Source organism: Altericroceibacterium indicum, from assembly GCF_009828105.1.
GTDB lineage: Bacteria > Pseudomonadota > Alphaproteobacteria > Sphingomonadales > Sphingomonadaceae > Altericroceibacterium > Altericroceibacterium indicum.
Window position 1 is genome coordinate 50,683 of record NZ_WTYQ01000003.1, and the last position, 20,355, is coordinate 71,037.

22 protein-coding genes are annotated in these 20,355 nt (G+C 57.9%); 7 read left to right on the top strand and 15 right to left on the bottom strand.

The features are described 5' to 3' along the window. Positions 1-4: 4 nt before the first annotated feature. The 5 genes from yidC to GRI39_RS08700 form a co-directional block, all read right to left on the bottom strand. Complete coding sequence (gene yidC / locus GRI39_RS08680; protein WP_160739338.1) at positions 5-1,768, bottom strand: membrane protein insertase YidC; 1,764 nt, start codon at positions 1,766-1,768, stop codon at positions 5-7. Positions 1,769-1,826: 58 nt separating this feature from the next. Further along, positions 1,827-2,039 (bottom strand): membrane protein insertion efficiency factor YidD, encoded by a 213-nt coding sequence (gene yidD, locus GRI39_RS08685; protein ID WP_160739339.1) that lies wholly within the window; start codon positions 2,037-2,039, stop codon positions 1,827-1,829. Further along, positions 2,036-2,443 carry a ribonuclease P protein component gene (rnpA, locus tag GRI39_RS08690; protein ID WP_160739706.1) on the bottom strand — a complete coding sequence of 136 codons (408 nt, stop codon included), beginning with the start codon at positions 2,441-2,443 and terminating at the stop codon, positions 2,036-2,038. Before rnpA ends, yidD begins: the two co-directional genes overlap by 4 nt. 22 nt (positions 2,444-2,465) lie before the next feature. Next, the gene (gene rpmH, locus GRI39_RS08695) at positions 2,466-2,600 is read right to left on the bottom strand and encodes a 50S ribosomal protein L34 (RefSeq protein ID WP_120324153.1); all 135 of its coding nucleotides are present in this window, start codon (positions 2,598-2,600) and stop codon (positions 2,466-2,468) included. A 100-nt stretch (positions 2,601-2,700) separates the two neighbouring features. Next, positions 2,701-3,381 carry an alpha/beta hydrolase gene (locus tag GRI39_RS08700; protein ID WP_160739340.1) on the bottom strand — a complete coding sequence of 227 codons (681 nt, stop codon included), beginning with the start codon at positions 3,379-3,381 and terminating at the stop codon, positions 2,701-2,703. 165 nt (positions 3,382-3,546) lie between these two features. On the opposite strand from GRI39_RS08700, the gene GRI39_RS08705 reads away from it, so the two are divergent. Further along, complete coding sequence (locus GRI39_RS08705) at positions 3,547-5,055, top strand: YifB family Mg chelatase-like AAA ATPase (protein ID WP_160739707.1); 1,509 nt, start codon at positions 3,547-3,549, stop codon at positions 5,053-5,055. A gap of 7 nt (positions 5,056-5,062) precedes the next feature. Here GRI39_RS08705 and GRI39_RS08710 read toward each other — a convergent pair whose 3' ends face one another. The 3 genes from GRI39_RS08710 to galE form a co-directional block, all read right to left on the bottom strand. After that, entirely contained in the window at positions 5,063-5,698 is a 636-nt protein-coding gene (locus GRI39_RS08710; protein ID WP_211371525.1) for an HAD family hydrolase, read from the bottom strand. Between the two features lie 160 nt (positions 5,699-5,858). Next, the gene (gene ykgO / locus GRI39_RS08715; RefSeq protein ID WP_007165381.1) at positions 5,859-5,984 is read right to left on the bottom strand and encodes a type B 50S ribosomal protein L36; all 126 of its coding nucleotides are present in this window, start codon (positions 5,982-5,984) and stop codon (positions 5,859-5,861) included. Positions 5,985-6,074: 90 nt separating this feature from the next. After that, complete coding sequence (gene galE, locus GRI39_RS08720) at positions 6,075-7,097, bottom strand: UDP-glucose 4-epimerase GalE (RefSeq protein WP_425482330.1); 1,023 nt, start codon at positions 7,095-7,097, stop codon at positions 6,075-6,077. 111 nt (positions 7,098-7,208) lie between these two features. On the opposite strand from galE, the gene GRI39_RS08725 reads away from it, so the two are divergent. Further along, complete coding sequence (locus tag GRI39_RS08725; RefSeq protein WP_246204998.1) at positions 7,209-7,805, top strand: DUF4136 domain-containing protein; 597 nt, start codon at positions 7,209-7,211, stop codon at positions 7,803-7,805. Next, on the top strand, positions 7,802-8,932 hold the full coding sequence (locus GRI39_RS08730) for a M14 family metallopeptidase (RefSeq protein WP_160739341.1): 1,131 nt from the start codon (positions 7,802-7,804) through the stop codon (positions 8,930-8,932). Before GRI39_RS08725 ends, GRI39_RS08730 begins: the two co-directional genes overlap by 4 nt. 49 nt (positions 8,933-8,981) lie before the next feature. Here the strand turns inward: GRI39_RS08730 and GRI39_RS08735 are convergent, their stop codons facing one another. The 3 genes from GRI39_RS08735 to GRI39_RS08745 are packed head-to-tail and all read right to left on the bottom strand — an operon-like array spanning position 8,982 to position 10,598. After that, positions 8,982-9,401, bottom strand: a complete 420-nt coding sequence (locus GRI39_RS08735) for a cytidine deaminase (protein ID WP_160739342.1) — start codon at positions 9,399-9,401, stop codon at positions 8,982-8,984. Continuing rightward, entirely contained in the window at positions 9,398-10,096 is a 699-nt protein-coding gene (locus GRI39_RS08740) for a glycoside hydrolase family 25 protein (protein WP_160739343.1), read from the bottom strand. Before GRI39_RS08740 ends, GRI39_RS08735 begins: the two co-directional genes overlap by 4 nt. Before the next feature lie 19 nt (positions 10,097-10,115). Then, the gene (locus GRI39_RS08745) at positions 10,116-10,598 is read right to left on the bottom strand and encodes a UPF0262 family protein (RefSeq protein ID WP_160739344.1); all 483 of its coding nucleotides are present in this window, start codon (positions 10,596-10,598) and stop codon (positions 10,116-10,118) included. A gap of 143 nt (positions 10,599-10,741) precedes the next feature. On the opposite strand from GRI39_RS08745, the gene GRI39_RS08750 reads away from it, so the two are divergent. After that, a complete protein-coding gene (locus tag GRI39_RS08750) occupies positions 10,742-12,286 on the top strand; it encodes a replicative DNA helicase (protein ID WP_160739711.1) in 1,545 nt (514 codons plus the stop codon). Positions 12,287-12,452: 166 nt separating this feature from the next. Here GRI39_RS08750 and GRI39_RS08755 read toward each other — a convergent pair whose 3' ends face one another. Continuing rightward, positions 12,453-12,974, bottom strand: a complete 522-nt coding sequence (locus GRI39_RS08755) for a hypothetical protein (RefSeq protein WP_160739345.1) — start codon at positions 12,972-12,974, stop codon at positions 12,453-12,455. A gap of 90 nt (positions 12,975-13,064) precedes the next feature. Beyond that, a complete protein-coding gene (locus GRI39_RS08760) occupies positions 13,065-14,264 on the bottom strand; it encodes a phospholipase D-like domain-containing protein (protein WP_160739346.1) in 1,200 nt (399 codons plus the stop codon). A gap of 108 nt (positions 14,265-14,372) precedes the next feature. On the opposite strand from GRI39_RS08760, the gene rpoZ reads away from it, so the two are divergent. From rpoZ to GRI39_RS08775, 3 genes are all read left to right on the top strand, one after another. Further along, positions 14,373-14,717, top strand: coding sequence for a DNA-directed RNA polymerase subunit omega (rpoZ, locus tag GRI39_RS08765; RefSeq protein ID WP_160739347.1), 345 nt, complete (start codon positions 14,373-14,375; stop codon positions 14,715-14,717). Between the two features lie 219 nt (positions 14,718-14,936). Beyond that, positions 14,937-15,995, top strand: a complete 1,059-nt coding sequence (locus tag GRI39_RS08770) for a CNNM domain-containing protein (protein ID WP_160739348.1) — start codon at positions 14,937-14,939, stop codon at positions 15,993-15,995. Positions 15,996-16,091: 96 nt separating this feature from the next. Beyond that, positions 16,092-16,826: a ParA family protein gene (locus tag GRI39_RS08775; protein WP_160739349.1), complete on the top strand. Its 735-nt coding sequence runs from the start codon at positions 16,092-16,094 to the stop codon at positions 16,824-16,826. A gap of 77 nt (positions 16,827-16,903) precedes the next feature. On the opposite strand, the gene ftsH is transcribed toward GRI39_RS08775, so the two are convergent. Further along, a complete protein-coding gene (ftsH, locus tag GRI39_RS08780; protein ID WP_160739350.1) occupies positions 16,904-18,856 on the bottom strand; it encodes an ATP-dependent zinc metalloprotease FtsH in 1,953 nt (650 codons plus the stop codon). 93 nt (positions 18,857-18,949) lie between these two features. Continuing rightward, positions 18,950-20,125, bottom strand: coding sequence for a BaiN/RdsA family NAD(P)/FAD-dependent oxidoreductase (locus GRI39_RS08785; protein WP_160739351.1), 1,176 nt, complete (start codon positions 20,123-20,125; stop codon positions 18,950-18,952). Positions 20,126-20,355: the final 230 nt, after the last annotated feature.

The window sequence follows — 20,355 nt, forward strand, 5'->3', positions numbered from 1 at the left end:
ATGGTCAGTCCTTGGACTTGCTCTTGGCAGCCTCGGCCTGAGCCTTGAGCTGCGGATGCTTGGAATAAAGGTAACGCTGCTGCGCCAGTGTCAGGCAGTTGGAGGTAATCCAGTACAGCAGCAGACCTGCCGCAAATGGCGCCATCACAAACATCAGCACCCATGGCATAATCATGAACATCTGCTGTTGCACAGGGTCCTGCGCGCTCGGATTGAGCTTGAATTGCAGGAACATGGTGATGCCCAGCAGCAACGCCAGCACACCAATCGCCAGGAAGCTTGGCGGCGTGAAGGGCAACAGGCCGAACAGGTTGAGAATGGTTGCCGGATCAGGTGCGGAAAGATCGTGAATCCACAAGATAAAGGGCTTGTGGCGCATTTCGATCGCCAGCAGCAGAGTCTTGTAAAGCGCAAAGAAGATCGGGATCTGCAACACCAGCGGCAAACAGCCCGCCAGCGGATTGACGCCCTCTTCCTTATAGAGCTTCATGATCTCCTGCTGCTGCTTCTGCTTATCGTCCTTATAGCGTTCCTGGATGACTTTCATCTTCGGCTGGACGGCCCGCATCGACGCCATGGACTTGAACTGGCGCTGGGCAACCGGGAACATCAGACCGCGAATGATCACGGTCAGCAGAATGATGGCCACGCCGAAATTGCCGACCAGACCGTAAATCTTCTTTAGCAGGAGGAAGATCGGGCGTTCGAACCAGCGGAACCAGCCCCAGTCAATCGCCAGACCAAAATTCGAAATGCCCTGATCCTGATAGGCATCCAGAACATCGCTTTCCTTCGCGCCCACGAAAAGCTGCGTATCGCGTGTGAACTGCTTGCCGGGGTTCACCGTCACCGGATCGTAGATCACGTCAGCGCGGAATTTATCATTGCCGAGCGAACGGAAGTCAGATCGCGTGGAGGCACCTTCCTGCGGGATAAGGGCGGAAAGCCAGTAAATATCGGTGAAGCCGATCCATTCGGTTTCACCCGGAACAGATATTGTGCCGCTCTCGGCAACATCGCTGTAATTATTGCTGAAGTTCACCGCGTCATCAAACGCGCCGATCGGGCCGGAATGCACGTTCCACGTGTCCTGGCTCGCCGTGCGGCTGGTGCGGTTGATGAAGCTGTAAGGCTGAACAACAATCGCCCCCGTGCCACGGTTGACCACCATCTGCTTCACATCGAGCATGTAATGGTCATCAATCGAGAAACGCACGCGGAAAGTCTGGCCTTCACCATTGTCCCAGCTCAGCGTCACAGGCTTTTCGTGGGTCAGTACTTTGCTGTCAGCCGTCCAGACCGTTTGTGCATTGGGCAGCTTCACGCCGTCACCGATCCAGCCGAACTGCGCAAATTGCTGCGCGGGCGTTCCGGCGGGGGAAAAGAGGCGAACCGGGCCGCTGTCCTTGGCAACCGTCTGGCGATGCGTTTTCAGCAACACATCATCAAGGCGCGCGCCAACGGGATTGATCGAACCGGCCACTTCAGGCGCATCAATCTTGATCCGGTCCTTTGAAGCCAGAACGGTCTTGAGATCCTTTGCCTCTTCAGCAATTTCGGTTGGGTCTGTCAGGCCGCCTTCACGCGTATGGCGAACAGATTTGTCTTTTTCGTCTGACGCGACATTGCTGACGGGTGCGCTCGCTAAAGCATCGCTCTGCGATACTTGCGCGGGTTCTGGGTAGAGCTTGCCGACGGCAAAGTCCCAACCGAACAGCACCACAGCGCTCAGCACGACTGCAAGGATAAGATTACGCTGATTGTCCACGGATAATCCCTAGATTCTGGCCTTAAAAGACTTGGTCAACATAAGGCCACGCCGGTTATCACGGCACCGGATCATAGCCATGTCCCCCCCAGGGGTGGCAGCGCAATAACCGCTTAAGGGCCAACCATCCACCCTTGATTGCCCCATATTTTGCGATTGCCTGAATGGCATACTCACTACAGGAGGGTGCATAGCGGCATGTGGGCGGCAAAATGCGCGACGGGCCGAGCTGCCAAATCCGGGCAATAAGGATCAATATCCGCCCGATCATGGCACTTTCCGGTTGTCTGAACCACGGCCCCGGCCGCCGCCTTTGCTACGCCTGCCGCCGCCACGCGATGGCGGATCGCCTTTACCTTTACGTGCCCGATCAAGCGCTACGCTCAATTCATCACGCATTTTGGCAAAGTCACGTTCGACACCGCCCGCCCGGCCGATCATCACATGATCGTGATTCTCAAGCCCTTCTGTAGCCAGCGAATCACGCAGCAATTCACGAAACCGCCGTTTCATCCGATTGCGGACAACGGCATTGCCGATCTTCTTGGTGACAGTAATGCCATAGCGCTTGCCCTGCCCATTGTTGGGGAAAGCAAGCAACACAAAACCGGGACGTGCGACTCGCAAGCCCCGGTTAGCAGCAAGAAAATCGGCGCGGCGCGTGAGCACCGCGATTTTCCGGGAGGGCTGTTCGCCCTCAGGCAGAGAGTTTCTTGCGGCCACGAGCGCGACGGGCACGCAGAACCTTGCGGCCACCAACAGTGGCTTTACGGGCGCGGAAACCGTGGCGGCGCTTGCGCACGAGGTTACTCGGCTGAAAAGTGCGCTTCATCGTCTCAATCCTCAAAAATTCTGTCAGAGTGTTCCGCCCGATGCGAAACACAAAAGAAAAGGGCCGCCCGTAAAGACGGCCTTCGAATAGAAACGCGCGCTTACTGAAGCAGCGCGCTCAAGTCAAGATATGCAAGCCGTGGTGCCGAATTTGCAGCCTGTGTCCAGCGGCGCATATCCTGCGCATCCAGCCACAGGGCATCTTCATGGGCAACCGAATTGGTCATCGCATAGAATGCTTTGGCCTGTTCAGCGTCAAAACCCATTTCCTTATAATAGGCAAGATATTTGAGGTTTTCAGGCGATGTGGCTGCGTAAGAGGTAGCTTCACGGCCAGAATCATCGAGCCATGCGTGAACCGCAAATTCTGCGCCATTATCGATTCGACGGGTAACGCCTGAGAAAAACAATTCCACAGCGCCCGAACGAACTGAGCCATCAGCAGGAACATGTGTTGCAAGGCCAGCCGCGCGAATCAGGCGGCCCAGACGCAGATTGGCATGATCGTCGAACGTGCCGGGGCACTCGACCATTTCCAGCACCTCCAGTTCAGGGAAAGCCTGCATCATTGCGGCGAATTGGCCCGGTGTGCGCTCGTCCGTAATGTCGAGCAGAGCCACGCGATGTTCGTCCAGCACCCGGAACGGGCCAAACCGGGCAATCGCTTCATGCTCGATCCTTTGAACCGAGGGGCCATTATAGCGATAGGCACTGCCGGTGATGGTGGTCTGGTTGTAAGCAGCCGCTTCATACGCCGTTTCAGCATAGGCGGGCGTAGCCACCAAAGCCGCGAAACAAGCAAGAAGAGCAGTAAATCGAACCATAATGGGACATTTACAGGAATAGACCTGCCCCTTTCACAAGGAATAGGGTTACCCAATCTTAACCATTTGCCATCGTGAGGCGCAGAAATGCTGCGATATGGCGGAATGGAGCGAGGGGGTAGTGTGGTAGCTTTGGTCAGCACGGTCGCTTATCTCGGGCTCGAAGCGCGCCGGGTGGAGGTTCAGTGCCAGATCGCCCCCGGACTGCCGCGATTCGCCATTGTTGGCCTGCCGGATAAAGCCGTGGGCGAAAGCCGCGAGCGGGTACAATCCGCCCTTGCCTCCATGGGGCTGGCCCTGCCCCCTAAGCGAATCGTCATTAACCTTTCTCCGGCTGATCTGCCCAAGGAAGGCTCGCATTATGATCTGGCCGTGGCACTGGCATTGCTGGCCGCGATGGGCGTGACCGATGCTGAGCAATTGGCCGATTGGGTGGTAGTGGGTGAATTATCGCTCGACGGACGGATCGCCCCTTCCCCCGGTGTCCTGCTCGCCGCGCTTCATGCCAGCGAAATGGAAAAGGGCCTGATCTGCCCCGCCTCCCAAGGCTCCGAGGCACGCTGGGCGAGCGGTGTCCCCATCCTCGCCGCGCCTGATCTGGTGAGCCTGCTCAATCATTTGAAAGGCACGCAGCGTCTGCCCGACCCGCAACCCGGGGAAGCGATCACAGAATATAAGGGGCCAGACCTCAAGCAGGTGAAAGGTCAGGAAACCGCCCGCCGTGCGCTGGAGATTGCCGCCGCAGGTTCGCATAATCTGCTGATGTCCGGCCCACCCGGTGCTGGCAAAAGCCTGCTGGCGGCCTGCCTCCCCGGAATTTTGCCCGAACTCACCCCCGTCGAAGCGCTGGAAAGTTCCATGGTGGCATCTGTCGCCGGCTTGTTGGAAAATGGCCGTATCAGCCGCACGCGCCCATTCCGCGCACCGCATCATTCCGCTTCCATCGCCGCACTGACGGGCGGAGGTTTGAAAGTGCGCCCCGGTGAAGTCAGCATGGCGCATCTGGGTGTGCTGTTTCTCGACGAATTGCCCGAATTTCAGCGTGCCGCGCTCGATTCACTGCGCCAGCCGCTGGAAACAGGGGAAGTCAGCGTGGCGCGCGCCAATGCCCATGTCACTTACCCCGCCCGCGTACAGTTGATTGCAGCCATGAACCCATGCCGTTGCGGCCATTTAGGCGATGCGGCGCTCGCCTGTTCCCGCGCCCCGCGCTGTGCCGCCGATTATCAAAGCAAGGTTTCCGGCCCACTGCTCGACCGAATCGACCTGCATGTTGATGTTGATCCGGTGCGGGCAGTGGATCTGGCCTTGCCGCCACCCAAGGAAGGCTCCGCGCAAGTGAAGCGCCGGGTCTGCGCTGCACGTTCCATTCAGACCGAGCGGCTCCACGGCACCACCATGCGCAGCAATGCCGAGCTGGAGGGCGATTATCTGGAGCGTTTCGCCACGCCGGACGACGCGGGCCGCCAGCTTTTGCTGCAAGCTGCCGAAGCGATGAAACTATCCGCGCGGGGCTACACCCGCATGTTGCGCGTCGCCCGCACCATTGCCGATCTGGCAGGGGCCGAGCAGATAGCGCGGGTGCATATTGCCGAAGCGCTGAGCTATCGCCGCCAACCGCCCCGCGCCTGAAGCACGATCAATCGAGCAGGCCGTAAGCTTTCAAATCCGCTTCAAGGCTTTTGGCGTCATGGAAATGATGGGCATTCCAGCCACATTCGCGCGCCGCTTTAATATTGGCCGGATTGTCATCAATGAAGAGCAATTCATGCCCCGGATAGCCAAAACGCTCTTCTGACAGTGCGTAAATCGCCGGATCGGGCTTGGCCATCTTCTCTTGCCCCGACACCACAATGTCGCGGAAATGATCGAAGATTGGTTCTGTGGGGCGAAATTCCGCCCAGAAAGGCACGGCAAAATTGGTCAGCGCGTAAAGCGGCACATCCCGCGCGGCCAATCGCTCCACCAATTCATGCGTGCCGGGGATGTGGCCGGGAATGGTTTCGAGAAAGCGCGTGGCATAGGCTTCGATAATATGGGCATGATCAGGGAACTGGAGCTTCTTTTCCGCTACCATCTCCGCCAGTTCACGCCCGGCATCATGTTCAAAATGCCATTCTTCAGTCACGACATTGGCCAGAAACCAGTCCAGCTCTGCCGGATCACGAATCAATTTGGCAAACAGCAGGCGCATGTCCCAACGGATCAGGACCTTGCCCACATCAAACACCACAGCTTTGATCGGGGCTTTGATCGTTCGATCCGCATTATCCATGGCAGCGCCTTCTCTCTTGCTTTTCAAAAACCCATGCAAAAAGCCCGTTCACCCATCTGCCCTTAACGCATGATACGCTGCGGGGCAGATGGATGAACAGGCCATTCGCAAACACCATTGCATGCAGAGCTTGTGGCCCTGCTGCATGGTCAGGGAATGATTAGCCCTGACGCGCTTTGAAGCGACGGTTTGTCTTGTTGATCACATAGGTCCGGCCGCGACGACGGATGACGCGGCAATCGCGGTGGCGGTTCTTCAGCGACTTGAGGCTGTTACGAATCTTCATCTTGGCGGCTTTCCAATAAAATTTGGGCACCGGGGATAGCCCCGATGCCATCAATTCAGGCGCGCTCGTTAAGCCGAGCGCATCTGCGAGTCAAGTTTCGTTACGAATTTCGGTCAGTTTCCGTTCCCACGCCAGCGCATGGGTAATAATTTCGTCCAGATCAGCATGCTGTGGCTGCCATGGAAGCACCTGCTTGATACGCCGATTGTCAGAAATAAGCGAATCAGGGTCGCCTGCCCGGCGCGGAGCCATCACACGCGTAATCGTGCGGTTGGTCGTCCGGTCCACCGCATCCAGCACTTCGAGCACAGAGAAGCCCCGGCCATAGCCGCAATTCATCGTCATGGATTCGGTGGAATCAGCGATCAGCTTCTCCAGCGCCAGCACGTGAGCGGCAGCAAGATCGCTCACATGTATATAATCGCGCACGCCGGTGCCATCGGGCGTGTCGTAATCCGTGCCAAACACGCCAACGCTTTCGCGCTTACCCAGCGCAGCTTCCACCGCCACCTTGATAAGATGCGTCGCGCCAGCCGTCGATTGCCCACTGCGCGCTTCAGGATCAGCGCCTGCGACATTGAAATAACGCAAGGCGCAATAATTGATCGGATGGGCCGCTGCCGTGTCCGCCAGCATCTGTTCGGTCATCAACTTTGACCAGCCGTAAGGGTTGATCGGCTGCTTGGGCGTGTCTTCCGTGACCGGCGATTCTTCTGGAATGCCATACGTCGCCGCTGTTGAACTGAAGATAAAGTGTTTGAGGCCGCCCTTCACTGCCGCTTCAATCAATGCCCGGCTCTTCACCGTATTGTTGTGATAATATTTGAGCGGGTCTTCCACCGATTCCGGCACCACGATGGACCCTGCAAAATGCATGATCGCCTGCGTGCCCTGTTCGGCAAAAATCCGTGCCAGCAGCGCACTATCTTCAATATCGCCTTCATAAAGCGGCACCCCATCCGGGATGGCAAAGCGAAAACCAGTGGTCAGATTATCGATCACCGCCACCGGCCAGCCCGCATCTTTCAGCGCCAGCACGGCATGACTGCCAATATAACCTGCACCGCCAGTAACAAGCACGGGGCATTTACGGGTCGCATCCATGACAGTCATGTGAGAATAATCCGGACAATGAAGATAGAATAAGGAACGCAGCGCGTGAACAATAGCTGTCGTATTCACTTCCTTGATGCAACCCGAATAGTGCCCATGCGTTGCAAGCCCATGAACACTTTTCGCTCTCTCGCCCTGTTCGCGCCAGCTTTGCTGCTGGCAGGCTGCTCCACCACCTATGTTTCGCCTGTTGAGGTGACGCGATTCGTGGGGAAAAATGAAGCGCAATTGGGACAAGGCACTATTGCTGTGGTGCCGGCTCCAGGCCGCACCATGGACCAGCTTGCCTTCCGCAACTATGTCGCGCCGATTGAACAGGAGCTGGCAGCGCTTGGCTATCGCATTGTCGATGAAGGTGCTGCCTTGCAGATCGCGCAGGTGCGGATTGAGCGGTTTGTGGACCAGCCGCAGAAAAATGGCTCCCCCGTCAATGTGGGCGTGGGCGGATCGACCGGTTCTTATGGCTCAGGGCTTGGCCTTGGCATCGGGCTGGATCTCTCCGGCAAGCCGCAGGCGCGCATTAGCACAAAGCTTGGCATTACCATCAAGGACAAACGCAACGGTGAGCCCTTGTGGGAAGGCCGGGCGGATTTTGTCGCCGAAGAAAAGAGCGAATTTGCCAATGCGGGACCAGCAGCCACAAAACTGGCGCAAGCCATCTTCAAGGACTTCCCCGGCGTGTCCGGTGAAACTATCGAGGTAAAATGACCAATATTTCCATCAATGCCGCTTTTGACAGCGGCAATATCGACGTTGTTTCCATCAATGGCGCTGAAGCCACGCTGAAAATCCGCAAGGATAAGGATAGCGATTTCAACCAGTGGTTCCATTTCCGTGTCACTGGCGCTGAAGGCCGCGAACTGGTGCTGAAGATCGTCAATCTCGAAGAATCAGCCTATCCCCAAGGCTGGCCCGATTACCAGGCCTGCGTTTCGGAAGACCGCGATTATTGGGGCCGCGCTTCCAGTTCTTACGATGCCAATGAAAACGGCGGTACGCTCACCATCCGCTATGCGCCTGCAAGTGACATCGCGTGGTTTGCCTATTTCGCGCCCTATTCGATGGAACGCCATCACGATCTGGTGGCCGAAGTCGCCGCCACCGAAGGCGTGTCCTACAGCCAGCTTGGCACCACCTTTGAAGGCCAGCCGATTGATTGCCTCACCATGGGTGAAGGCGACACCAAAGTGTGGCTCTATGCCCGGCAGCATCCGGGTGAAAGTATGGCCGAATGGTGGATGGAAGGCGCGCTGGAAGTGCTGTGTGATCCGGCCGACCCGGTGGGCCGCACTCTGCGCCAGAAATGCCAGCTCCACATCGTGCCCAATTGCAACCCGGACGGCTCATGCCGTGGCCATCTTCGCACCAATGCCAAGGGGGTCAATCTCAATCGCGAATGGGACAATCCCACGGCTGAGAAATCCCCCGAAGTGCTCGCCATTCGCAATGCGATGGACAAAACTGGCGTCGATTTCGCCATGGATGTTCATGGCGATGAAGCGATTGCTGCCGTTTTCCTCGCCGGTTTTGAAGGCATCCCAAGCTGGAGCGAAGAACAGGGCGACGCCTATGCAGCCTATCGCAGCATTCTTGAACGCCGCACACCCGATTTCCAGACCGCCAAGGGTTATAGCATCGCCGCCAAGGGAACAGCCAATCTCTCGATGAGCACCAACCAGTTGGCGGAACGCTTTGGCGCTTGCTCCATGACGCTGGAAATGCCGTTCAAGGATAATGACGACCTGCCCGACACGGCGCAGGGCTGGAGCCCGGAACGCTCCAAACTGCTTGCCCGCGATTGCCTCGCATCGCTGGTGGAATGGCTTGAACGATAAGCTCTGATTGGATGGCGAGGCCCGCAAGTTTCGCCATCCTTATAATGGCTTAGAGATTACTCGGCCCAAACGCATGGGGCAGTAGCTCAGAGAGCTTCACTTCCAGTACTTTATCAGGCGCGCAGCACCAGACTACCGGGTCGGTTCCGCCCAGATCAGCCAATTCATGCAACACCTGGCGGCAGCGGCCGCATGGCGTCACCAGATCATCCCCGCTGCCCGTCACGGCCACCGCAACCAGACCGCCACGGCGACCATCGCCCATCGCTTTGGCCACAGCCGAGGTTTCGGCACACAGCGTCAGACCATAGCTCGCATTTTCAACATTCGTGCCGGTGACAATGGTGCCATCGTCGAACAATAAAGCCGAACCGACGCGGTAGTTCGAATAAGGTGCATAGGATTGCTCACCCGCTTTGCGCGCAGCAGCAACCAAAGCGTCCCGCTTGTTTTCGAGAGATAATGTCATGGCATGGCCACTACCCAGCGCAGAGGCATCGCGCTAGCCGCGTTCCGCAATTCATCATTTGCGGTCCACAGCGCCCATGGCCTGCCGCCATATTCGGGTTCAAAGAAATTGCGTTCCAGCCACAGGTTCCGATCAATCCGGGACGCGATGTGATAGCGTTCTTCAAACCGGGGCGAAATCATCAGCAAGGCCGGCTTGCCCACATGGCCTTCAATCTGGTTGAGGAAGGTGGTCAATTCACTTTCCACTGCCGGATCGCTCACCTGGGTGGGGCAATTCTCCGCCAATTTGTCGAGCGATATCACCGGCGGCAAAAGGTCAGGATCGCGCGGCACGATGGTGACGAAATTGGCCGCCTGCTTTTCGGCCGGAATGCACGGATCATAAGCGTGAACGGCGCCGAAGGGCAGGCTGGACTGGCGGACAGCCTCCAGATTGCGGGCAAAGGACGGATCACGCCCCCTCTCTCCCTTGCTGGCCTCCAGATAAACGAAATCAGCCCCAATCGCCGCCAAAGCTTTGAAATTGGGTGTTTCATCACGAGCACCGATCAAAACACCCTGCACAGGATAAGCGTCACGATCCGGTGTCCAATGTTCCCATTTCCACCATGCAAAAGCAGTGCCTGCTATGACCAATAGCAATATGGCAGCAGCCAGACGGCGATGCCAGGGAAATGCCCTTTTCTTACCCATAGTGGATTTGTAACGCCCCTTAGGCCTTGATGTGAAGCACGCAAATCAACGTAAACAGCCGCCGCGCGGTGGCAAAATCCGTCTCGATCTTGTCCTCCATCGCTTCCAGCAAAAGCCGGGTCGCCTGATCGTGAGTCGCCCGGCGCGCCATGTCGACGGTCTCGATTTCCTGTGCGGAAGCGCGGCGAACGGCTTTGAAATAGGAATCGCAAATGGCGAAATATTCCCGCACCGGGCGGCGCAGACGAGCCAGCCCCAGCGTGATCGTATCGACCGCTTCGCCTTGCGAATCGCTGATCACCATGGACAAGCGCCCATCCTGAATCGAAAGGCGCAAACGCCACGGCCCCTGCGCCCCGTTTTCCACAGCCCGCAAAGGCGTGAAACTGTTTTCCTCGATCAGATCGGCAAGCGCAATGTTGCGCTCCTGCTCGACATCGGCATTGCGCCACAGGATCGTGGTTTCGTCCAGTTCGACGTGAGAGATGCACTGCGTTTCCATATTCGCCTTACGGCTTTCGCAGAGCATGGCCGTTTGAGCAAACAGGAAAACTTGCTAGCTTTTCCACAGGGGGCATGAACTCTTACGATCTTGCGGCAAAGGCGCTCTGGGCGCATCACGCGCACATGGCCGATCAAACCCTTATGACTCGCACTTCCGCCCTCCCTCACGCCCTTTCTGCGCAAGAGGGTGATTCGCCCGCGAATCAGGCGGTTACGCCCGCAGGCCGTGCGTTGCCTGCCAATCTGGAAGCAGAAGCAGCTTTTCTGGGTGCTGTGCTGATCGACAACCGGGTGCTGGAAGAATTGCCCGTCACCGTGCGGCCGGAGCATTTTTTCGAGCCGCTGCATGGCCGGATTTTTGAACGCGTTCTGACCCTGATTGACCGGCAGATGGTCGTCACGCCGGTGACGCTCAAACCCTATTTCGATGCCGATGAAGCGCTGAAGGAACTGGGCGGCACCGGCTATCTCGCCAAGCTGACCGCGGATGGTCAGGGCCTACTCGCCCCACGCGAACTGGCGCAGCAGATCTATGATCTGGCACTCTTGCGTGAACTTGTCACCGTGGGCCGCGAATTGGTGGAAGGCGCGCTCGACACGTCAGATGAAGTCGAACCGATGCGCCAGATTGAACATGCCGAAGCCGCGCTTTACCGCGTAGCTGAAGGAGCCGCCGGTACCAAGGACGCCGAAAGCTTCCGGGGCGCGACCAATAAAGCGCTCGAAATGATCGAAACCGCGCTCAATTCAGGCGGCCATGTTTCGGGCAAGACCACTGGTCTAACATCGGTGAATGAGAAAATCGGTGGCCTCCATGATTCCGATCTGATCATCCTTGCCGGGCGTCCGGGTATGGGCAAAACCTCGCTCGCCACCAATATCGCCTTTAATTGCGCCGACCGGCTGCTCCGCGATCAACGTGACGGGATTGAGAAATCCGTGGGTGCTGGCGTAGCCTTTTTCAGCCTCGAAATGTCGAGCGATCAGCTCGCCACCCGTATTCTGGCAGAACAGGCGGGAATTTCTTCCGAAGCCTTGCGCATGGGGAAGATTTCCAAGGATGATTTCCAGCAGCTTTCCTATGCCAGCCAGCGTCTGGCCGATTTGCCGCTCTATATTGATGATACGCCCGCCCTCACCATCGGCGCGCTGCGCACCCGCGCAAGGCGGTTGAAGCGGCGGCATGATATCGGCCTGATCGTGGTCGATTACCTGCAATTGCTGCAAGGTTCCGGCCGCGCGCAGGATAACCGCGTGAACGAAATTTCCGAAATTAGCCGTGGCCTGAAAACGCTCGCCAAGGAACTGGAGCTTCCGGTGATCGCCCTCTCGCAGCTGTCGCGTGCGGTGGAACAGCGCGAAGACAAGCGCCCGATGCTCTCTGACCTGCGTGAATCCGGCTCGATCGAGCAGGATGCCGATATGGTGTGGTTCGTGTACCGTGAAGATTATTACATCGCCTCGCGTGAACCCAAGCTGCCGCAAGGCGATGCGGATGTGAAAGCCCATGAAGCCCATGCCGCCTGGCAGGCCGATATGGAACGAGTCTATGGCCTGGCTGAACTGATCGTAGCCAAGCAGCGCCACGGCTCCACCGGCAAAGTCCGCATGAAATTCGAATCCAAGATCACCCGCTTCTCCGATCTGGCAGAAGGCGATATGGCCAGCGGATATGATGACGATTGATTGGGTGGGGTTTAAGTCTCGCGGGCTGGTTGTGTAAATCGACAGGTAGCTTATACTGGCACATGCCTCGGTGCTGGTAGAGCCGCCGTCCGGTGCATCATTCGGGCTACGGCGAGATGTCAGGCCCGGCGGGGCAACTCCATTCATCCGTTCAGATACAACCGACTTAAGGGCCGCAGGTCCATAGGCCGTTCATGGCATTTTCTGCGCCACTTTCGCCGGAAAGAATCATCTTCGCAGGGTAGGGCGGCGATTCTGCGCTGCCATTTGTTGTATTGGCCGGGGAATCCTTGCTCAGCCGCTCAATTGCGACTGTTACGGCAGGGCCTTCAAAAGTGGCGCCATCTGCCAGCCCATCAAAACCCGATGGCTCGCGTGATTTGAGCGGAATAGTCCGCCCGGCGATTTTGATGATGCCGCTGGCCGGGGTGGTGCTGCCGACATTGCCGCGCGCGATCAGCAGGGCGGGCGATTGCTTCTCCAGTGCAAAGGCACAGCCCAGCTCTCCATTAACGGAAACCTGTTTCATATCATCCGCGCTTAAGGCTTCAGGGCTGAACGCCATATCTGCACCGCCAGCGGTTTCAGCAGGCTTGGGAGCGGTTGGCTCCTCTGCATTTTGGGGTTGCGAACAGGCGGCAAGGCCGCAGGCAGCGGCAAAAACAACGGTCAAACGCGGCCAGAACATCAGCAATCTCCCAATTTCTCAGCAGTGGTAGAGAGGTAACGCGCCACCGGCTATCCTTATCCTAGAAACTGGCCTTTCCCGATACCCGGCTCAAATGCCCAGATTGAGCCTCCGGCTGACGGTGTAATCCACCACCGACACCAGAAACCAGCTTGCCCACCAGCGGGCGCGGTTGAACCAGCCTGCATGCTGGCGATAGAGCGCCGGCGTCACTTCCCGCGACGCCTTGGTGTGCTGGCCGATAAATTCCCGCATCCGTTCGGCCAATGCCGCATCTTCGATCCGGAGCACGATTTCCAGATTGATATAGAGGCTGCGCATGTCAAAATTGGCGCTGCCGAAATAGACAACATCATCGAGCACAATCAGCTTGGTGTGGAGCTTGCAAGGCTGAAATTCGAACAATTTGGCGCCCGCTTTCAGCAACCGCCCATAGAGCGCCCGTGATGCAGCGATGGTGGCACTGTTGTCAGACTTGCCCGCCAGAACCAGCCGCGCCGTGCCGCGCCTGGCGATTCGCCTGATCCGCTTGCGCAAGCGCGGTGACGGGGAGAAATAGGCCATGAGCATATCGAGCCGCCTGGCAAACAGCAGATCATGCCCCACCGCCCGCGCCCAACTGGAAAGGCCGCGCGTCGGCCCTCCCACCAGCAAACGCACCGGACCCGAACCGCCTTCCCAATGCCGAACGATCCGGCTGATCGCGCGCCATTGGGCATCCGGGTTGCCGGTCCATTCTTCCAGTCGGTTGAACCAGCGGCCCAGATCATCCACCACCGGCCCTTTAATCATCACCCCCAGATCGTTCCAGCCATTGTCCTGCGGCGGGGCGAAGTAGCTGTTTTCAATATTGAAGCCGCCCAGCATCGCGCGCTTTTCATCGGCAATCACAATCTTCTGATGGTTGCGAATCAGATAGCGTCGCCCCCAGTGTGAGCTGAATTCGCGGAAATTTCCCCCGGCTGCTGAGAAGTCCGCAAAGAAATCAGCATTTACCCCCGCGCCGAAATTATCCAGAATCAGCACCACATGCACGCCCCTGCGCACGGCAGCTTCCAAAGCGCTGCGCACGCGAATGCCCACCTCATCAGGCGCATAGATATAAAAGCACAGGCGCAGGCTTTCCTGTGCGCCGTCAATCAACTCCATCAAAGCCTCAAGCCGGGCGCTGCCTTGCGGGTGAAAGGTCAGATCCAGCCCCTGCGCCTGAAGGGAGAAGCTCTCCGGGTCGCGGTATTGGGCGACGGCTTCGGGATCAGATTGCGATTCGGTCAAGGAAGAGCTGAGCATATATCCCCTTAGCACTCCGGGCAGGTTGGAAAACCTTGACTTTGCAACGCTTCCCCCCTAGAGACTGCGCTTTCAAGACAGACCCGTTCATTTAATCGGAGTGCCCCTATGGCGCGCGTTACCGTCGAAGATTGCGTCGACAAGGTCCCCAACCGTTTCGATCTCGTCCTGCTGGCCGCTCAGCGTGCCCGCGAGATTGCCGGTGGCGCAGAACTCACCGTTGATCGTGACCGGGATAAGAATCCTGTTGTTGCCCTGCGTGAAATCGCTGAAACAACCATCAAGCCCAAGCATCTTCAGGAAAGCCTCACGCAGTCTATGCAGCGCGTACTGCCTGATGATGAAGATGAAGCAGATGCCATCGGTTCACTCAGCCAGTCGGCTGAAGCCATGCGCGTGACCGCTTCGGCACCAGCCCGTTCGACCTCTGTCGGGTCCGATTACGACGGCTAATTGCCACCATCATGATGCGAATAAGGCCGCGCCCTTTTCGGGGGTAGCGGCCTTTTTCTTTGGCGATTGCTCAGCGCCACGCTCTGGCGACCCCACCTTCTGACAGATAGGGCCCACGCCTAAGCGCGATTGGGAAAAGAGCCGCATTGTGCCATCCCGCTGCACTCTCTATGCCTACGGGTTCATGCCTTTTTCGATCAGGACATTTTTGCCCCAACGATGACATTGCTGTTTTTCTACGTCGGCATTGCCCTTGGCATTTCCTTTTTGTGTTCGCTGTTGGAAGCCTCGCTTCTCACGCTGACCCCCACTGCCATTCAAACCGGCAAGACGGCGGGTGCGCGCTGGGCAGACAAGGTGAATATGCTGAAACAGGATGTGGACCGGCCCCTGGCAGCGATCCTCACCCTCAACACTGTGGCGCACACCATGGGTGCAGCAGGCGCGGGCGCGGAATATGCCCGCCTGTTCGGCAGCACCACACAGGCGATCTTCGCCGCCGGGCTGACCGTGGCCGTGCTGGTGCTGACAGAGATCATCCCCAAGACCATCGGCGCGCGCTATGCGCTGGCGCTGGCCCCGTTCCTTGCCCGCATTCTGCCGGTGATGATCTGGCTGCTCGCCCCCCTGGTGTGGTTTTCGCAGCAGCTCACCAAGATCATTACTTTTGGCAAGGCAGCGGACGCCACACAGCATCGCGACGAACTGCTCGCCGTGGCGCGATTGGGAGAGGAAGCAGGACAGATCGACGCGCGTGAAACCACTGTGCTGCACAACCTGCTCGGTCTCAATGAAGTGCGCACACAGGATGTGATGACCCCGCGCACGGTGATGTTCAGCCTGCCCGGTGCCATGCCCTTGCAGGAATTCCTGAGCGCGGTGGAAGGCAAACCCTATACCCGCATCCCGATCCATCGGGATAATCCCGACAAAATCTCCGGCTTCGTCATCAAGAGCGAGGTTCTGGCACGATTGGTCGAGAGTGGTCTCGATACGCAGGAAACCCTCGCCGATGTGGCGCGGCCCATGCTGAGCGTGCCCGATTCGCTCTCGGTAGACCGGATTTTCCAGCGTTTTATTGAAGAACGCCATCAAATCATGCTGGTGGTGGATGAATATGGCACCATTTCCGGGCTGGTGACGCTGGAGGACATTGTGGAAACCATCTTTGGTATCGAAATCCTCGATGAAGTGGACACAATTCCCGATCTTCAGGCCTATGCCCGCCGCTTGTGGAAAGACCGGGCGGAACGACGCGGAACGCTCACCACCAGCTGACTGTGCATGACAAAGCCGTGACTTTGGCGCACTTCATTTGCAAACTGCCCCCGCCTTGCAACAGGCAACGCAGGGGCAGCAGCAAAAGGAGCAGCCATGGCGGTTATTGCCGTTTACAGCGTCAAAGGCGGGGTGGGTAAAACCACCATTTCGAGCAATCTGGCATGGTGTTCTGCCGCCATTTCCTGCCGCAAAACACTGCTCTGGGATCTCGATGCGGCAGGGGGTGCAGCCTATTTGCTGGGCGTTGATGCCCCGGAAAAGCCAGCCGCCCAATCGATCTTTTCGCGAGAGCGCCCCCCTGCAAAGCTCATCCGCCCGACCCCTTATGACCGGCTGGATATTCTCCCCGCTGATGAAAGCCTGCGCGCGCTGGACAGCCAGCTTGCCCGGATCGGCAAGCGTAAACGCTTGGCCAAATTGGCGCAGGATCTGTCCAGAACTTACGAGCGGATCGTGCTTGATTGCCCGCCGGTACTCAATGAAATCAGCGCGCAAGTGATGCGGGCCGCCGATCTGGTGATCGTACCCATGCCGCCATCGCCATTGTCTTCCCGCGCCTTCGAATTGGTGGCCAAGGAGATCAAGCTCCACACAAAGTTTCACCCTCCCATGCTTCCGGTGCTGTCCATGCTTGATCTGCGCCGCACACTGCATCGTGAAGCGCTGGACGCCCATCCAGACTGGCCGGTGGTTCCGCAGGCAAGCGCAGTGGAACAATGCGCCGTGCGCCGTCAGCCGGTGGGCGTATTTGCCCCAAGCTCTCCGGCAGCGCGAAGTTTCGCCCGGATATGGAGCGCGATTGAACGCAAATTGTCCGAGCGCCGATGAAACGCGTCGGCCTCAATAAAAAGCCGCCCCAACCATTGTAGCGGGGCGGCTTCTTTCACTGTTCACAGGTTGAGCGTTCAGGCACCTTGTGGTGCAACACCGCCCTGCCCGCCGAAGCGCCTTCCGGCTTTGGGGATGGAGGAGCCTTGCGTTGGCCGGGTGATGGCAGGCCCACTCGGTTCATTCGGGCGATCAATCTTGCCGCTCTTGATGAGTTCAGCAATTTCATCCCCGGTCAGCGTTTCATATTCCAGCAAGGCCTGCGCCAGAAGCTCCAATTGCGTTTCCTGATCCTTCAGCACCTGCTTGGCGCGATCATAAGCCGTATCCACCAGATTGCGGATTTCGCTGTCGATCAGCTTGCTGGTTTCGCCCGACATCATCAGACGCTGCGTGCCGCCCATGCCCAGATAGCCTTCCTGGCTCTGTTCATATTGCAGCGGCCCAAGCTTATCCGACATGCCCCATTTGGTGACCATATTGCGCGCAAGGTCGGTGGCATATTGAATATCGCCCGATGCGCCGGAGGACACTTTGTCATGGCCGAAGATGATTTCTTCCGCCACGCGGCCACCCATGCTTACCGCAAGGTTCGCGTGCATCTTGTCGCGGTGGTAGGAATAGCTATCCCGTTCGGGCAAGCGCATCACCATACCCAGCGCACGGCCGCGCGGAATGATGGTGGCCTTGTGAATCGGGTCTGATGCCGGTTCATACACCGCCACGATGGCATGGCCCGCTTCATGATAGGCGGTCATCTTCTTTTCATCGTCAGACATGACCATGCTGCGGCGTTCAGAGCCCATCATGACCTTGTCTTTCGCGTCTTCGAATTCCTGCATGGCGACCATGCGCTTATTACGCCGGGCTGCCAGCAGGGCCGCTTCATTCACCAGATTGGCAAGGTCAGCCCCGGCAAAACCGGGCGTACCACGCGCAATGGTGCGCGCATTGACATCGGGTGCCAAGGGAACCTTCTTCATGTGAACGGCGAGAATCTTTTCGCGCCCTTCGATATCGGGGACTGGCACCACCACCTGACGGTCAAAACGGCCCGGACGCAGCAGCGCCGGATCAAGCACATCAGGGCGGTTGGTGGCGGCGATGATGATGATGCCTTCATTGGCTTCAAAACCATCCATTTCGACCAGCAGCTGATTCAGCGTCTGTTCGCGCTCATCATTGGAATTGCCAAGACCATTGCCACGGCTGCGGCCCACAGCGTCGATTTCATCGATGAACACGATGCAAGGCGCGTTTTTCTTGGCCTGTTCGAACATGTCGCGCACGCGGCTTGCGCCAACACCGACGAACATTTCCACAAAGTCCGAACCGGAGATGGAGAAGAATGGCACGCCTGCTTCACCGGCAATCGCACGGGCCAGCAGGGTTTTACCTGTCCCCGGCGAACCGACCAGCAGAGCACCCTTCGGGATCTGGCCACCCAGCTTCGAGAAACGCTGCGGGTCTTTCAGAAATTCGACGATTTCTTCCAGCTCTTCACGTGCTTCATCAATGCCGGCCACATTCGCAAAAGTAACACGGCCCTGCTTTTCGGTCAGCATTTTGGCCTTGGATTTGCCAAAGCCCATCGCGCCAGAACCGCCACCTTTCTGGACCTGGCGCAAGGCAAAGAATGCCACGCCAAGGATCAGCAGGAAGGGCAAAGACTGGATCAGGATATAGCCCAGAACGCCCATTTCTTCCTTCTTCGCCCCGGAATAGCGCACGTCACTATTTTCCAGAAGCTTGGGAAGATCGGTGTCATTGGGCACCGGAACCGTGCTGAAAGTCTGACCGTTCTTAAGCTTACCAGTAATAAGATCAGGAGCAATCTGCACTTCCTGCACGCTGCCTTCGAGGACTTTTGCACGGAAGTCCGAATAACGCAGTTGGGTGCCGGCACTTGTCTGTGGACCGTTAAACAGCGAAACCACAAGCAGCAGGGACAGCAAAATGCCGCCCCAGATCATCAGGCTCTTAACCCAGGGATTGCCGTTCTTATTTTCCGGCTCTCGATTATCGCTCATTCGGGCGTCCTACCTTTCAAGAGTGTAATGTAGGATTTGTGCGGTGAATGGCAAGTTACGGATCATTGCAATCGGCTGATTCATAAGCCCCTCCTATAGCGCCTGCGCCGCAGCCCAGCCGCTGGCCCATGCCCATTGGAAATTATAACCGCCCAGCCACCCGGTTACATCCACCGCTTCACCGATCATATAGAGGCCTGGAACCCGCTTGGATTCGAGCGTTTTGGAGGATAATTCCGCCGTGCTCACCCCGCCTGCGGTGACTTCTGCCTTGGCATACCCTTCCGTGCCATTGGGATGAAATGCCCATGCGGCCAAACGCGCTTCGGCTGCGCGCAAGGCCTTGTCCGATTGCGCCGCCAGAATGCCTTCCAGCCCCAATTTTTCATCCAGCACATCAGCGAGGCGCTGCGGCAGGCGCTCACGCAAGGTCTGGCGGATGGTCGCTTTGGGTGATGCGGCTTTGGCTTCCACCAGCCAGTCAGCGCTATGGCCGGGGCAAAAGTCGATGTGAACCGCTTCGCCGCTCTGCCAATAGGATGAAATTTGCAGAATCGCCGGGCCGGACATGCCGCGATGGGTGAACAGTGCCGCTTCCTTGAACGCTGTTTTGCCGCTGCGAGCCACCACATCCGTCGCCACGCCGGACAATTCACGGAACAGCAGGTCTTCCCCTGCCAGCGTCAAAGGCACCAGCGCCGGGCGAGGCTGCACCACTTTGAGGCCAAATTGCCGCGCGACTTCATAGGCAAAACCTGTCGCGCCCATTTTGGGGATGGAAGGGCCACCGGTGGCTACCACCAGAGCAGGCGCCTGCGCGGTGAAGCTGGTTAGAGAAACAGTATATCGGCCATCACCATGAGCAATATCGCGCACCACCTCGCTGGTTTTGATGGTCACATTGCCTTGCGCACAGCGATCAAGCAGCAAATCGACAATCTGCCTGGCCGAGCCATCACAAAACAACTGCCCCAGCGTCTTTTCATGCCAGGCGATGCCATATGAATCGACCAAAGCGATGAAATCACCCGCAGTGTATCGGCTGAGCGCGGATTTGGCGAAATGCTTATTGGCTGACAGATAGCGATCCGGCGCGATGCCCAGATTGGTGAAATTGCAGCGCCCGCCACCGGAAATGAGGATTTTCTTCCCCACCTTCTCCGCATGGTCAACCAGCAGCACCTTGCGCCCACGCAGCCCCGCCTCTGCGGCGCAAAACAACCCGGCAGCACCCGCGCCCAGAATGATCGCATCATAGATTTCAGTCATCAGCCCCGCCTGCGGATGAAGCACAGGAATGGCAAGCCTTTCGGCAGGTTGGGCCAGACAAATATAGTGCGCGAATTGTTGGGGTGATTGTGGCGGGAAGGTCTATCAGGGCCTTCCCGCCATGATCGCAGATGCATTCACAGGGGGACATGGTGCATCTGCTAAATTCGCGAGCGGGGCGTTCAGGGGGGGGGACAAAAGGCCTGCGTCGCGAATTCAAAGCTAAAATG

Bases quoted from the DNA above. Each gene is read 5' to 3' on its own strand.
- GRI39_RS08770 (WP_160739348.1), top strand. From the start codon at position 14,937: ATGACATTGCTGTTTTTCTACGTCGGCATTGCCCTTGGCATTTCCTTT.
- GRI39_RS08735 (WP_160739342.1), bottom strand. From the start codon at position 9,401: ATGACATTATCTCTCGAAAACAAGCGGGACGCTTTGGTTGCTGCTGCG.
- GRI39_RS08725 (WP_246204998.1), top strand. From the start codon at position 7,209: ATGAACACTTTTCGCTCTCTCGCCCTGTTCGCGCCAGCTTTGCTGCTG.
- ykgO (WP_007165381.1), bottom strand. From the start codon at position 5,984: ATGAAGATTCGTAACAGCCTCAAGTCGCTGAAGAACCGCCACCGCGAT.
- rpoZ (WP_160739347.1), top strand. From the start codon at position 14,373: ATGGCGCGCGTTACCGTCGAAGATTGCGTCGACAAGGTCCCCAACCGT.
- galE (WP_425482330.1), bottom strand. From the start codon at position 7,097: ATGACTGTCATGGATGCGACCCGTAAATGCCCCGTGCTTGTTACTGGC.
- GRI39_RS08710 (WP_211371525.1), bottom strand. From the start codon at position 5,698: ATGGATAATGCGGATCGAACGATCAAAGCCCCGATCAAAGCTGTGGTG.
- GRI39_RS08745 (WP_160739344.1), bottom strand. From the start codon at position 10,598: ATGGAAACGCAGTGCATCTCTCACGTCGAACTGGACGAAACCACGATC.
- GRI39_RS08730 (WP_160739341.1), top strand. From the start codon at position 7,802: ATGACCAATATTTCCATCAATGCCGCTTTTGACAGCGGCAATATCGAC.
- GRI39_RS08740 (WP_160739343.1), bottom strand. From the start codon at position 10,096: ATGGGTAAGAAAAGGGCATTTCCCTGGCATCGCCGTCTGGCTGCTGCC.
- GRI39_RS08785 (WP_160739351.1), bottom strand. From the start codon at position 20,125: ATGACTGAAATCTATGATGCGATCATTCTGGGCGCGGGTGCTGCCGGG.
- GRI39_RS08750 (WP_160739711.1), top strand. From the start codon at position 10,742: ATGACTCGCACTTCCGCCCTCCCTCACGCCCTTTCTGCGCAAGAGGGT.
- ftsH (WP_160739350.1), bottom strand. From the start codon at position 18,856: ATGAGCGATAATCGAGAGCCGGAAAATAAGAACGGCAATCCCTGGGTT.
- rpmH (WP_120324153.1), bottom strand. From the start codon at position 2,600: ATGAAGCGCACTTTTCAGCCGAGTAACCTCGTGCGCAAGCGCCGCCAC.
- yidD (WP_160739339.1), bottom strand. From the start codon at position 2,039: ATGATCGGGCGGATATTGATCCTTATTGCCCGGATTTGGCAGCTCGGC.
- GRI39_RS08775 (WP_160739349.1), top strand. From the start codon at position 16,092: ATGGCGGTTATTGCCGTTTACAGCGTCAAAGGCGGGGTGGGTAAAACC.
- GRI39_RS08755 (WP_160739345.1), bottom strand. From the start codon at position 12,974: ATGTTCTGGCCGCGTTTGACCGTTGTTTTTGCCGCTGCCTGCGGCCTT.
- GRI39_RS08760 (WP_160739346.1), bottom strand. From the start codon at position 14,264: ATGCTCAGCTCTTCCTTGACCGAATCGCAATCTGATCCCGAAGCCGTC.